The sequence below is a fragment of the Atribacter sp. genome (genome assembly GCF_035418125.1).
In the GTDB taxonomy this organism is placed as follows: domain Bacteria; phylum Atribacterota; class Atribacteria; order Atribacterales; family Atribacteraceae; genus Atribacter; species Atribacter allofermentans.
The window spans coordinates 1-13,428 of the sequence record NZ_DAOLQM010000034.1; the positions used below are offsets into that span (position 1 = coordinate 1).

Sequence of the window (13,428 nt, forward strand, 5' to 3'; positions counted from 1 at the left end):
GATAAATGTACTGTGTCTTCCACTTTCAAGCTATTCTTGGTGTATGAATGGGATTTTGATACAGTCTGAATGACGGAACAGTAAAAAACTCAAATCCCCCTAACCCCCTTTTCTAAAGGGGGAAATTGATTGGCATATACATATTTTCATTATTATTTTCTCATTATTATTTGGTGCTGTTATGCAGCAAAATAGTCTATCCTGAAAACCAACGGGCATGATAAATCAAGCCCCTAAAAAATAATTTAAAAATGTAGGGGCACAATCTATTGTGCCCATTATTTAATTTATGTAGCGACATGCCATGGCATGTCGAATGAATCCTGGGTTTTCATTCTCATCTGGTACCACAAAGTGGCATGAGGGTCTATCCTGAAAAAGCAGTGAGAAGTGAGTGGTGAATTTTAAAAATAATCACCCTCATCCTCGCCTTCTTTCCTGAAGGAAGAATGAGTTAAAAAATCAATAATTCGGTTTTTTTGACGGTGGCGAAATTTAAACTTAATGCCAACACATATAACTATTCAAAAAAAAGTAGTTTTTATTTTTGATTAGCGATTTGAGAGAAAAGACCAATAATTTTTCTGGGAACTCCAAAATAACGTTCAAACAACAGGCTATGACCAGTTGGAAACCAAAATATTTTTTTTGGTGAAGTAGTAACATCAAAGAGCGCCCAGGTACATTCAAGAGGAACAATGACATCCTGGCTAGCATTGAAAAAAAAGACCGGAACCTGATCTAAATAAGATATCCAATGCAATGGATCGATATCCTTCCATTGCTGTGCAAGGTCAAACGGTGAAATTTTTTTCTTAAGAAGGCTATAGCGGATATTGACCATGGAATCAAGTAGGCTTTCACGGGCAAGAATTTCTATATTTCCGCCTCCTACCACCAGGGCAATTCCTTTAAAATTTTTATATTGGCCACAAACAATACTACCAATTATCGCACCCAAGCTTACCCCCCAGAAAAAAAGAGAATGATGATCAAAGTCAGGATGATTTTCAATAAATCGAAGGGCGATTAAAGAATCGTTAATGGTTCTATAAAAGGCTTTTTTATCATTTTCTATATCAGGAGAAAGAATATCTTTCCCAGCTTGAGTTCGATCACCATGATATTCCATGTCTATGGCTAATGCCATAAAACCTGACTTTCCAAGCTCGTTGGCAAGAAATTGTATGTTTTCTTTACTACCATGATAATAATGAAGGAAAAAAATTGCCGGGTAGGGAGGGGGTGTGGTTGGTTTAATCATCAATGCAGGTATATGTGGGTTAATATGCAGCTTGGTTAAGAGATAATTTTTACTTTGACGGATTATTTGATGGGAATTATGGTCTACATTCATTTATTTTCACCAATAAGCTGTTATTGTTGTTTTTCATATAAAAATATAAATTGACAGCACAAACCAGCTCAATTATACTCTAAAAAAGATCGGAAGTCTTATTGTTTTTTTGTTTTATGGCAATCTAATATAACAAGGAGGTGAAAAATCAATTAATATTATAAGAAGATAATTATTCGTTAAAAAATATTAAAAGGAGGGTTATTTATGAAAAGAAATAGATCAAGGTTGGTCTTGTATATTAGTATTGTTACAATTCTTGTCCTCAGTTTTTTCCTCTCAACAGGCATCTCTAATGCGCAAGATAAAAAACTCACATTTTACTATGTAGACCACGGAACACCTGGCAATCCTTTTTGGGCGGTTTATTATAAGGGAATTGAAGATGCTACCCAGTGGTTAGCCCAGTTTGGTGTAGAAGTGAAGCATCTTTCTGCCGAAGCCGATGTAAAAAAACAGATTGATATGTTAAAAATGGCTGTGGCGGCAAAACCCGATGGATTGGTTACTTCAATAATTGATCCAAAAACTTTCGATCCCATTCTTCGACCAGCTGTTGAAGCAGGAATGGCGTTAATGGCAGCTAATGTTGAGGATCCTCGTCCTCCCGAGGAAAGGATTCCCTATTTAGCCTATTATGGAGAAGACACTTGGAAATCTGGCGTTGAGTTAGGAGCAGCTTTAATTAAATTCATCAAAGAAACCAACGGTTTCCAACCCAAGCATATACTGCTGTGTAATCCCATGGCAGGCCATTACGTTTGGGAAGCGCGGCTCCAAATGTTAGGAGAAACCTTGGAAAAAGAATATGGAACCAAGCAAGATAAAGTTGTAGTTGGTGAAGATCCAACTAAAGCTATGGAAATTATTCGAGCCTTTTTGGTAAAGAATCCTGAAGTTGATGTTATTTGTGCCCCAACTCACTTTACTCATGCTAATGTAAGTTTGGTAAAAGAATTAGGTAGAGAAGCCGGTAAAGATATTTATCTCTGTTGTTTCGATATGATGCCGGAAACGCTTCAGGATATTAAAGATGGAAAAGTGGTTTGTACTCATGACCAGCAACAATATTTACAAGGCTTTCTACCACTGATCGATCTCTATCTCTATAAAGCAAAATATAATGTTCATCCTTACGGAATTGTATCAACTGGACCAATTATTATTGATCGATATAACGTAGATACAGTAATTGAGGGAGCAAAAGCCGGATATCGGTAAATTTGTTGATAAAAATCCTGCCCGTTTTTTTTAACGGGCAGGATGGGTCAATTCCCATTCTTTGAGAGGAGATAGGATTATGAACACTGAGACTGCATCGATTGAAAATGAAACCTCCCCACTTCTCAAAATTAAAGGATTAACCAAACGTTTTGGAGGAGTCATTGCCCTCAATAAAGTAGATTTTGATGTAAATTACAATGAAGTTGTTGGTCTACTTGGTGATAATGGAGCAGGAAAATCTACTATGGTAAAAACTATAATGGGAGTTTTTCCACCCGATCAAGGTGAAATGTTTTTCATGGGAAAAAAAATTTCTTTCCGTTCACCAGAAGAAGCAAGAGCAGCTGGTATTGAGATTGTCTATCAAGGAATGAACCTTATTGAAACTATGAACATCTGGAGAAATTTTTTTGTTGGTAAAGAAGAAGTGAAAAAGGATAGTTTTTTTAAATTTCTTGACGTTAAGACCATGAAACAACGAACCAGTGAAAATTTAGAAAAAGTACGGGTAAGCATGAGATCTCCTGATGAATACGTCAATATCCTGTCGGGAGGTCAGAAACAATCAATTGCTATAGGTCGAGCCCTTTACTTTGGTGCTAAGTTACTCATTCTCGATGAACCAACAACTGCTTTATCAGTACGAGAAACTGAAAAAGTGCTTGATTTTATCAAATCTCTCAAAAAGGAAGGCGTTTCGGTTATATTTATTACCCATAATATTTATCATGTATTTGATGTTGCTGATCGCTTTGAAATTTTAGACCACGGTATCAAAATTGGTTCTCTTTCTCGTCATGAAGCTGACGCTGGAACCTGCTCTCCAGAAATTATAATGGAAATTATCAGAAGGGGGAGAAAAGATGCCTGAGCAAACTCATCTGAAACCTCCAAAATCAGCAAAATCCATTCTAATGCGATCGGAAACAATAGTTGTTATTCTCCTCATGACTTTTTTTATTCTTTTTTCTCGGATATCAGCAGGTTTTTTTTCCTCAAGCATGCTAAATGTCATTTTTTTAACCGGTTCCGAATTAGGAATTATTGCCTTAGGTGTAACCTTATTAATTATCTCCGGTGAAATGGATCTTTCAGTTGCATCGGTTTTTGTTTTCAGTAATTACATAGTTTTAATTAGTAATCAATTTGGTTTGCCGATTCTGGTCAGTTTTATTCTTGGAATAATATTTGGAATTGGTGCTGGATTCTTAAATGGATTTTTCACTATGAAATTTAAAATTCCGTCATTTGTTGTTACCCTGGGATTTATGATTTTTTGGAGGGCAGTTTTAGCTGGATTAACCAATGGAGAACCTACTTATTATGAGGGAGTTCCTACTCGATTATTTAAGGTATTAGGTGGACAAATCGGATTCATACCGAATCAATTTATCTGGTTCTGTATTTTAGCAGTTGTATTCAGCATTGTCCTCAATCGAACCAAGTTTGGCAACTGGATTATGGCAACCGGAGGAAGTATTCAAACCGCTCGGGCTTTAGGGGTTAATATATTTCGCACCAAAATGATCTGTTTTATGATTTCATCATCTTTAGCCGCATTTGCTGGAGCATCGTTTTTGGTTCGTTCTAGTTACCTTGATCCTATTGTAGCTACAGGAATGGAATTAGAGGCAGTAGCAGCTGCTGTTATTGGAGGGACTGTTCTTACCGGCGGAATTGGGAGTATCATTGGAACATCGATATGTGCCTTCCTTCTTAAGGTAGTACAAGTAGGAATTGCAACCTATGGAATTCGAGTCGAATATTATAATGTTCTGGTTGGAATCTTGCTCATGATTGCTGCAGTAATCAATAGCGCCTTGATAAAAAAACTCCTAAAAACTTAAGACTTGAGGGTTAAAAGGACAAGGAGAGAACGTAGGAGGAGAGCGTGAAAAACATACCTAATCATTATCAGGACAATCAAGTAGCTATTCAGGATATACCATTTAAGAGAAAATTCACCTTACGTTACGAAATAACCGTTATCCTTGCCTTAGCGATTATTTTTGTATTTTTTTCAATATTATCTCCAAATTTTCTTGGGCCGCTTATCCTTCCTGGAATACTCCTGATCGGTGCAGAATTGGGAATATTAGCCTTGGGTCAAACTTTCGTTATTATTTCAGGAGAAATTGATCTCTCTATAGCATCGGTTTATGGTTGGGCGGCAGTTATTTCCACTCTTTTATCTAATTATGGTTTTCCTTATCCGGTCGGTTTAATTATTGCGATTGCTTTTGGATGCATGATCGGTTATTTGAACGGGTTAATAACTCAAAAATTTAAGATACCTGCTCTGATTGCTACCTTGGGTATGATGTGGATTCTAAGGGGAAATCTAATTGGACTCTTCGGTGGGAGTTTTATTTCTTATAAAGGGAAAGAATCAATCCTATTGCAATCACTTGGTGGTCGAATTGGCTATTTCCCTCGCCTTTTTTTCTGGTTTGTTGGAATTGCTTTGCTGCTTAATTATATTTTATATCATACTCGATTGGGGAATTGGATATTTGCTACCGGTGGAAATCGTGAAACGGCTCGAGCGTTGGGTGTGAACACCACCCGGAGTAAAATTGCTTCTTTCGTTATTTGTTCTGCTTTAGCAGCTTTTGCGGGTGGGGTTTATATTGGACGGATCGATTGGTTTTTAACTCGGATTGGTATGAGTAGTATGGGTTATGGTTTAGAAATAGAGGCGATTGCAGCATCCATTATGGGAGGAACGGCTTTCACTGGAGGGAAAGGAAGTATTATTGCAGTTTCAATTGCAGCATTTGCTTTTTCTTCTTTTAAAAGTGGTTTGATATTAATTGGAGCAACTGGATACTGGATTGATGCCGCAGTAGCAGTTCTTCTCATCCTTTTTTGCCTTCTCCAACGAATGGGACGCAGCAGCAATCATACTTGATGTATAGGAAATATATGGTAGAATTGAAAAAATTCTTTTTTGGGAAGGTGAGAACTTGATGCAGAAGGCCCACTATTCATTCGAGAGATCAGGTGTATTTAATCCCAAGCAAATATTTTATCATTTAAGCATACCTGAGTTGTTTGAACATGCTTTGCAAAAAAAAGAGGGCATATTATCATCTACAGGTGCATTCAGTGTTCTCACCGGAGCTTATACCGGTCGATCACCAGAAGATCGTTTTTTTGTCGATGATGAAACCACTCATGATTTGATTGACTGGGGAAAGGCCAATAAACCGATATCCCAGGAAATCTATGAGCATTTAAATGCCAAACTGGTCAGTTATCTCCAACAAAAAGATGTATACATCGATGACGCCTATGTAGGAACTGACCCAGAAAATCGCTTGGCAGTTCGTTTTATAAACGAATATGCATATTCTTCAATCTTTGTTAATAATATGTTTTTAGAACCCACTGCCCAAGAATTACAATCTTTTATTCCGGATTTTACCGTATTGTGTTTTCCACGTTTTAAAGCAATTCCTGAAATCGATGAAGTGCGATCGGAAGCCTTTGTTATTATCAATTTCAAAGAGAAAAAAGTGATCATCGGTGGCACCTCCTATGGTGGCGAGATAAAAAAAGCTATTTTTACTGTGATGAACTATCTTCTTCCACAAAAAGGAATTCTTCCTATGCATTGCTCGGCTAATATCGGAAAAGAAGGAGATGTGGCTATATTTTTTGGCTTATCAGGAACTGGTAAAACTTCGCTTTCAGCCGATATCGAAAGACGTTTGATTGGCGATGATGAACATGGTTGGTCAGATCAGGGAATCTTTAACTTTGAAGGAGGCTGCTATGCAAAGTGTATCAATCTTTCCAAAGATAAAGAACCACAAATCTGGGATGCTATCCGCTACGGAGCAATAATGGAAAATATTTATCTTGAACCAGATTCACGTCAACCAGACTATACTGACGACCGATATACCGAGAATACTCGGGTGAGCTATCCAATTGAATTTATTCCAAATGCTTTGATACCGGGAATTGCAAAACACCCACAAGTGGTCATATTTTTAACTGCCGATGCCTTCGGAGTTATGCCGCCAGTAGCGAAATTAACGACTGAAAAAGCAGTTTATAACTTCATTTTAGGGTATACCAGTAAATTGGCTGGAACTGAGAGAGGGATAGTAGAGCCACAAACTACCTTTTCGGTCTGCTTTGGAGCGCCCTTTATGCCTCTCAATCCAAAAACTTACGCCCAGATGTTGGGAAAGAAGATATCCCAGCATGGTTCCAGAGTTTATTTGATTAATACCGGTTGGATTGGAGGTCCTTACGGGATAGGGAAGAGAATCGATATTGATTATACTCGGAAGATGGTCAGGGCAGCGATTGATGGAACGATTGATCAGAATGGCTACCGTGAAGACCCAGTTTTCCGGCTTTTAATACCGAAGGAATTACCTGATATTCCCAATGATATCTTGAATCCGGGAAATCTTTGGAACAATCACTCTAATTATACCAACGAGGCTCAAAAATTGAGAAATCGTTTTGATGAGGTCATGAAGAAATACTTGCCTCTATAAGAAATGGTGAAGAAATAAAAAGCGGCCGCCTTAAACGGCCACTTTTTTAATATCTGTAAATCTCTTCGTCAGTGAGGAGCTGAAAGTTGTTTCGCTCTAAAACACTTTGAGCTCTTGGCTGGCTTTCAACCTGAATAATGAGTATTGCCTTCTTGCCACTGGCCACAACAAATCCGTAGGCATCCTCGATGTTGATGCTGTTTTCCGATAGGACTTGGGCAACCCGGTGGAGACCACCTGGAATATCTTCCATAATGACTGCAATAACCTCTTGCAGATAAGAAGGGATTCCTTGGCTGCGAAGAATTTCAAAAGCTTTATGGGGTTGATCAACTAAAACTTTAATAACCCCAAATCCATTCGCGCTGGATATGGTTATCGCCCGAATATTAATCGAAGCTTCTGTGAACAAACGAGTTAACTTTTCTATTCTCCCCGGTTTATTTTCAGCAAAAATTGAAACCTGATGAGCCATATTGTGTGCGCACTCCTTTCAAGATAAGTTATAATTGTCGTTTATCAATCACCCGCACGGCTTTTCCCTCAGTTGTGGGAAGGGTCCCTGGTTCAACTAAGACGATTTCTGGAGTGACTAATGTTTCTGAACGAATTTCTGCCTGAATGCGTTCTCTCAACCTTTCCAGCTTGGGAAGGTCACCAATAAAGAGTTCGGGTTTAATTTCTATTTCGATTTTCATCGTATCGCGAAGGTCTTTTCTCTCTAAGGTGATGAGATAGTTTGAACCAACTTCAGGATTGTTCATCAATACTTTATCGATTTGTATCGGGAAAATGTTTACTCCGTGGTAAATAAACATGTCATCAGTCCGTCCTTGAATTCGAGATATCCGGTAATGGGTTCTCCCACAAGGACATGGTTCATCGATCCAATAAGCCAAATCTTTAGTACGGTAACGGAGTATAGGAGTTGCTTGTCGGCAAAGAGTAGTGAGAACCATTTCACCCAGTTCGCCAGCTGGGCATGGCTCGAGTGTTTTTGGATTAACAATTTCTAAAAAATAAGCGTCTTCCCAAACGTGTAATCCAGTCTGATAGGCGCATTCAAAGGCGACTCCAGGACCATTCATTTCGGATAAACCATAGGAATTGAATGCTTTTGCTTGATAAAGCTCCTCGATTCGGTGACGGGTTTCTTCGCTGTGGGGCTCAGCTCCAATCAGCATGATCTTCAAGTTTAAATCTCGAGACGAATCTAAGCCTTCACTTTTAATCAGGTTGGAAAGCAGGAGGGCATAGCTCGGAATAATATGTGTCACTGTCGTTTGAAAGTTTTTAAGAAACCAGATTTGACGTTTACTGTTTCCTGCTGCAATCGGTATCACCAAGGTACCGATTTTTTCAGCTCCATAATGCATGCCAAGACCTCCAGTAAAAAGGCCATAGCTCATCATATTTTGAAATATATCATTCTTCCGGACCCCCACCCCATAGAGTGAACGTGCCACCAAATTTGACCAAGAGTCAATATCAGCAGCAGTATGATAAATAACAGTTGGAACACCGGTCGTTCCAGATGACGAGTGAAGACGAACCACTTCTTCCAGTGGTTTGGCTAAAAAACCATAAGGAAACCCACTCCGCAAGTCTTCTTTGGACGTAGGAGGGATGTTTTGCAGATCCTTGGTGGTTAATATTTTTTCCGGTTGAATATGATTTTGTGTGAACAATTTCTTATAATAGGATGTTTTTGCTGCCCGCTGCATGGTTTCTTGCAACCGTTTTGATTGCAGTTGGACCAATTGATCTCGATCCAATGTTTCGATCTCCTTTTCCCAATACAATTGATATCACCTTCTTTTTTCTTTCTTCAAATGCTCATAATGATCAATTGGAAGAAATCATTTCCTACAATAACTAAAAAACTAAAAAATTAAAACTCATAGTATTTATATCACACTCAGGTTTAAATTTACCATGGAACATTCATATTTTTACGAAAAAGCTTTGTTATAATAGTAATAAACATCATCAACCTTATTCGGAAAGCTATTGGAAGTGAAGGTGCATATATGGATATTCAAATAAATGGATTAGTAAGTTTTTTGGCTGGTTTACTATCCTTTTTGTCTCCTTGTGTTTTAGGTATAGCTCCAGCTTATGTGAGTTATATCAGTGGGGTTGAATCACTTGAAAAAGAACGAAAGAAAGTTTTTCTCCACACCATTCTTTTTGTGGTTGGATTTTCTATGGTTTTTATATTCATGGGCGTCGGAGCTTCTTTTTTAGGAACATTTTTGATGAAATATAAAGTATGGTTTAACCGGATAGCTGGGTTTATCATTATAATTTTTGGTTTACAAATTTTGGGAATTTTAAAAATTAAGATGTTTTACGCCGAAAAGAGAATCCAACCTAAAAAAACCTGGGCAAAGATGAGAAGCTTGATATTGGGGGTTACTTTCGGATTAGGATGGACACCTTGTGTTGGTCCCATCTTAGGCTCGATTCTTCTCTATGTATCAACTTTAGGGAACGTATTACAGGGAGGTATTTATTTATCTTTTTATGCCCTTGGATTAGCCATACCTTTTATTTTATTGGGTTTAGGTTGGGGATATATGATGAGTGTTCTTCGGACGCTTCAAAAAAGAGGCCATATCATTGAAATAATTAGCGGAATTTTACTGATTTTTTTGGGAATTATATTAATGTTTGATCAAATGAATGCTTTCATCGCTTTCCTGGGATTGGAGAATATAGTTCCCGGTGAAAGCTGGTTTTTGAATCAATAACAGAAAGAATTGAGGGAGTTTATGGCAAGAAAGTCTCAACCAGTTAAAGGGTTTGGAGTTGTCTCAAAAAAATTAAGTTTATCTAACCGAGCCTATCGGGGAATTCACGCTATTAAGGTAAAGAATATTGTAGGAAGTGTAGGTCGAGTGCAAGACCTTTTGAGTGGTTTTAGACTAAAAAATCCTGATGTTCGCTACTATCGGTTAAGGAAAATTATGGAAAAAGGTGATGTTGTTCCTCCAATTATTGTTTATAAAGTTGGCAACGAGTATTATGTTTTAGATGGAAACCATCGAGTGGCAATTGCTAAAGAACTGGGAATAGAATTCATCGATGCTGAGGTAATCGAGTTTTTTCCCAGCGAAAGAAAAGAAAGTCGGACCCTTCGAAAAAAGAGAATTGAATTTGAAAACTTAACCGGATTAAAGGGAATCGATTTAACTGAACACCGTCATTATGATACTTTTTTCAATTATATCAATGACTATGCTCACCAAATGGAATTATTTCTTAAAAGAAAAGTTGATATAAAGGAAGCTGCTTTAAACTGGTTTCTTTCAGTCTATACTCCCGCGGTTCAATGTATTGTAGAAAAGGGTTTAGAGGATGTATATCAAGGGAAAACTTTAGGAGATATTTTTTGCTTTATTCTTGATTATAAATGGTACAAAAGTCAAAAAGAGGGTTATGATATCGGCTTTGACAATGCTATGCAAGGATTTATTGAAGAAATTCTTGGAAAAGAGGAACCTGAGGAGAAGAAAACCTTGATAGAAAAGTTCGAGGGTTTATTGGAGGAGGTTTTACCGTGGATCAAAAAGGAATAATCTGGCATGCCCTTTCATCTCAAGAAGTCATACAGCAACTGGAAACCGACTTAGAAAAAGGCATAAAAGGAGAAGAAGCAAAACAAAGACTTGCTGATAAAGGACGGAATGTTCTTCCTACCGGAAAAAGAAAAACCATTTTAGGTATGTTTATCGACCAATTTAAAGATTTCTTGATTCTCATCTTAGTTGCTGCCGCTGCCATTTCAGGTTTGTTGGGAGAAACCACCGATGCCACAGTTATCATCGCTATTTTAATCATTAATGCAGTTTTAGGAGTTAGCCAAGAAAGAAAAGCTAGCAAGGCGCTGGATGCCTTAAAAAAGATGTCGGTACCCGAGTGTGAAGTTATTCGCGATGGATTATTACAGAAAATTTCTTCAGAAGAATTGGTTCCTGGTGATGTTATTCTCCTCCACGAAGGAGACTACGTGCCGGCAGATTTACGTCTCATTGAAGTCTATAATCTGCGTATCGATGAAGCGAGCCTAACTGGCGAGTCAGTGCCAGTCGAAAAAATAACTGATTCAATGGCTGAAAACTTACCCATCTCCGATCGCCTTAATATGGCCTATTCAGGAACTATTGTTGCTTATGGTCGAGCCAAGGGGGTAGTTACTGAAACCGGTATAAATCGGGAAATAGGAAAAATTGCCCAATTATTGGAGAAAGAAGAAGAAGTTGTCACCCCCCTCCAGAAGCGATTGGCCGGTTTGGGCAAGCTGTTAGGATATTTAACTTTAATTGTTTGTGGAGTAGTTTTTGTGGTTGGAATCATCCGAGGCGAGCAAATTTTTGACATGTTTATGACAGCAGTTAGTTTAGCAGTGGCCGCTATCCCAGAAGGACTTCCAGCCATAGTAACCATTGTTCTTGCCTTAGGAGTCACCCGAATGAGCCAACACAATGCTATCGTTCGCAAACTACCTGCTGTTGAAACCCTGGGAAGTGCTACGGTGATTTGTACTGATAAAACCGGAACTTTGACACAGAACCAGATGACTGTTCAGGAAGTTTTTCAAATGAATGAAGAAGGGGAAGAGGTCCAATCACGGATCTTTATGCCCAGTGAGGCTCTCATCCAAATTGGAGTTCTTTGTAATGATAGTTCAATAGCTAATAATAATGGCAAAGTGCAACGCTTTGGTGATCCCACTGAATTGGCATTAATCGAATTAGCAGAAAAAAATGGTTATTCAGTGAAGAAGATTCGACAAGATTTTCCCCGTTTAGATGAAGTCCCTTTTGATTCGAAACGGAAAATGATGTCAACTCTGCATGAACTCAATGGGAAAAGGAAAATTTTAGTGAAGGGCGCCCCTGACATTTTAATTACCCGTTGCAACTCTTATCAATCAGGAGGTCAAATACTTCCCCTTGGCGAAAAGGATCGACTATTCATACTTAACACCATTGAAGAAATGGCCGGGAAGGCCTTACGCGTATTGGCTTTTGCTGATAAAGAGATACCGGATCAAAAGAAAATTAGCCAGGAAGATGAAAATGATCTGAATTTCCAAGGATTAGTTGGCATGATAGATCCTCCTCGACCAGAAGTAAAACAAGCCTTAGAAGAAGCCAATAGTGCGGGAATTGAAACTATTATGATCACCGGCGATAATCTACTTACAGCAAGAACCATTGCTCAAGATTTGGGACTGGTGCAATCTGGGGACGAAGCCATCACCGGACAAGAAATGGAAAAGCTTTCTCAAGAGACCTTAATGGAAAAGATCAAACATCTTCGAGTATTTGCTCGGGTTTGGCCAGAACAAAAATTAAACATCGTTGAGGCTCTTCAAAAAAACCAGGAAGTAGTGGCAATGACCGGTGATGGAGTAAATGATGCACCGGCTTTGAAAAAAGCTGATATTGGTGTAGCCATGGGAATCACCGGAACCGATGTTGCCAAGGAAGTAGCCGATGTCGTTTTAATGGATGATAATTTTGCTACTATCGTTAAAGCGATTGAAGAAGGGCGAGTCATTTTTGATAATATCAGGAAATTCGTCATGTATCTCTTGGCTTGTAATATCGGTGAAATCTTTGCAATTTTTATACCGATATTAATCGGTCTTCACCGTCCTCTGGTCCCAGTTCAAATATTACTTATTAATTTAGTAACCGATGGATTGCCAGCTATGGCTTTAGGAGTTGATAGCCCTGAACCAGATATTATGATGAGAAGGCCTCGTAATCCCAAAGAAGGAATTCTCAATCCCCAATCCATGAAAATAATCCTCTTTAATTCGGTGTTTATAGCTATCTCAGTTATCATTGCTTTTGTTGCTGGTACAAGGATCGGTGGGATTGAAACCGGCCGAACCATGGCTTTTGTTACTCTGGCGTTTTCAGAGCTGCTTCGAGCTTATAGTTTTCGATCAGAAAAAAGAAATTTTTGGCAAATTAATCTCCGATCAAATCTTTATCTTATTGAAGCTGCATTATTATCGGCAGCAATTGTGTTGATTACAGTAATAGTTCCTTCTGCTGCTCAAGTTTTCTCTAATGTTCCACTGAATGGATTAGAATGGATGTATACTATAGTCTTTTCTTTTATTTCATTTTTTGCTTACGAAATTTGGAAGCTCTGGGATAGAAATCGTCATCAATAAAAAGAAGATCGGAATGAACCTTAGGGATTGATTAACTTTTTTTAAAAACGTCGTTTAGACAATATCATAATTCCCATCTTACACCAAGAATAGCTTGAAAGTGGAAGACACAGTACATTTATCTTCAGTTTTTG

The 13,428-nt window shown here is 38.2% G+C and carries 11 protein-coding genes; 8 read left to right on the forward strand and 3 right to left on the reverse strand.

All coding sequences use genetic code 11. The annotated features are described in order from the left end of the window. Positions 1–541: 541 nt before the first annotated feature. Entirely contained in the window at positions 542–1,357 is an 816-nt protein-coding gene (locus tag PLK24_RS03405) for an alpha/beta hydrolase (RefSeq protein ID WP_324476362.1), read from the reverse strand. 207 nt (positions 1,358–1,564) lie between these two features. Here PLK24_RS03405 and PLK24_RS03410 point away from each other — a divergent pair, with 207 nt between their 5' ends. The 5 genes from PLK24_RS03410 to pckA all read left to right on the forward strand — a co-directional run bounded on the left by PLK24_RS03410 (position 1,565) and on the right by pckA (position 7,098). Next, a complete protein-coding gene (locus tag PLK24_RS03410) occupies positions 1,565–2,578 on the forward strand; it encodes a substrate-binding domain-containing protein (RefSeq protein WP_324476363.1) in 1,014 nt (337 codons plus the stop codon). A 79-nt stretch (positions 2,579–2,657) separates the two neighbouring features. Next, positions 2,658–3,452 (forward strand): ATP-binding cassette domain-containing protein, encoded by a 795-nt coding sequence (locus PLK24_RS03415; RefSeq protein ID WP_324476364.1) that lies wholly within the window; start codon positions 2,658–2,660, stop codon positions 3,450–3,452. Beyond that, entirely contained in the window at positions 3,445–4,428 is a 984-nt protein-coding gene (locus PLK24_RS03420) for an ABC transporter permease (protein WP_324476365.1), read from the forward strand. The genes PLK24_RS03415 and PLK24_RS03420 overlap by 8 nt, the downstream gene beginning before the upstream one ends. 44 nt (positions 4,429–4,472) lie before the next feature. Then, positions 4,473–5,492, forward strand: coding sequence for an ABC transporter permease (locus PLK24_RS03425; RefSeq protein ID WP_324476366.1), 1,020 nt, complete (start codon positions 4,473–4,475; stop codon positions 5,490–5,492). A 58-nt stretch (positions 5,493–5,550) separates the two neighbouring features. Continuing rightward, entirely contained in the window at positions 5,551–7,098 is a 1,548-nt protein-coding gene (gene pckA, locus PLK24_RS03430) for a phosphoenolpyruvate carboxykinase (ATP) (protein ID WP_324476367.1), read from the forward strand. 46 nt (positions 7,099–7,144) lie between these two features. On the opposite strand, the gene PLK24_RS03435 is transcribed toward pckA, so the two are convergent. Both PLK24_RS03435 and PLK24_RS03440 read right to left on the reverse strand, forming a co-directional pair. Beyond that, positions 7,145–7,573 (reverse strand): ACT domain-containing protein, encoded by a 429-nt coding sequence (locus PLK24_RS03435; RefSeq protein WP_324476368.1) that lies wholly within the window; start codon positions 7,571–7,573, stop codon positions 7,145–7,147. A 28-nt stretch (positions 7,574–7,601) separates the two neighbouring features. Then, positions 7,602–8,900: a phenylacetate--CoA ligase family protein gene (locus PLK24_RS03440; protein WP_349770650.1), complete on the reverse strand. Its 1,299-nt coding sequence runs from the start codon at positions 8,898–8,900 to the stop codon at positions 7,602–7,604. 228 nt (positions 8,901–9,128) lie between these two features. On the opposite strand from PLK24_RS03440, the gene PLK24_RS03445 reads away from it, so the two are divergent. From PLK24_RS03445 to PLK24_RS03455, 3 genes are read left to right on the forward strand one after another with little or no spacing between them, the layout of a single operon-like run. Then, positions 9,129–9,851, forward strand: coding sequence for a cytochrome c biogenesis CcdA family protein (locus PLK24_RS03445; protein ID WP_324476370.1), 723 nt, complete (start codon positions 9,129–9,131; stop codon positions 9,849–9,851). A 21-nt stretch (positions 9,852–9,872) separates the two neighbouring features. After that, entirely contained in the window at positions 9,873–10,679 is an 807-nt protein-coding gene (locus PLK24_RS03450; protein WP_324476371.1) for a DUF4032 domain-containing protein, read from the forward strand. After that, positions 10,661–13,294, forward strand: a complete 2,634-nt coding sequence (locus tag PLK24_RS03455; RefSeq protein WP_324476372.1) for a calcium-translocating P-type ATPase, SERCA-type — start codon at positions 10,661–10,663, stop codon at positions 13,292–13,294. The genes PLK24_RS03450 and PLK24_RS03455 overlap by 19 nt, the downstream gene beginning before the upstream one ends. Positions 13,295–13,428: the final 134 nt, after the last annotated feature.

Coding starts and splice junctions, on each gene's coding strand:
- PLK24_RS03415 (WP_324476364.1), top strand. CDS start 2,658: ATGAACACTGAGACTGCATCGATTGAAAATGAAACCTCCCCACTTCTC.
- PLK24_RS03410 (WP_324476363.1), top strand. CDS start 1,565: ATGAAAAGAAATAGATCAAGGTTGGTCTTGTATATTAGTATTGTTACA.
- PLK24_RS03405 (WP_324476362.1), bottom strand. CDS start 1,357: ATGAATGTAGACCATAATTCCCATCAAATAATCCGTCAAAGTAAAAAT.
- PLK24_RS03435 (WP_324476368.1), bottom strand. CDS start 7,573: ATGGCTCATCAGGTTTCAATTTTTGCTGAAAATAAACCGGGGAGAATA.
- PLK24_RS03450 (WP_324476371.1), top strand. CDS start 9,873: ATGGCAAGAAAGTCTCAACCAGTTAAAGGGTTTGGAGTTGTCTCAAAA.
- pckA (WP_324476367.1), top strand. CDS start 5,551: ATGCAGAAGGCCCACTATTCATTCGAGAGATCAGGTGTATTTAATCCC.
- PLK24_RS03420 (WP_324476365.1), top strand. CDS start 3,445: ATGCCTGAGCAAACTCATCTGAAACCTCCAAAATCAGCAAAATCCATT.
- PLK24_RS03445 (WP_324476370.1), top strand. CDS start 9,129: ATGGATATTCAAATAAATGGATTAGTAAGTTTTTTGGCTGGTTTACTA.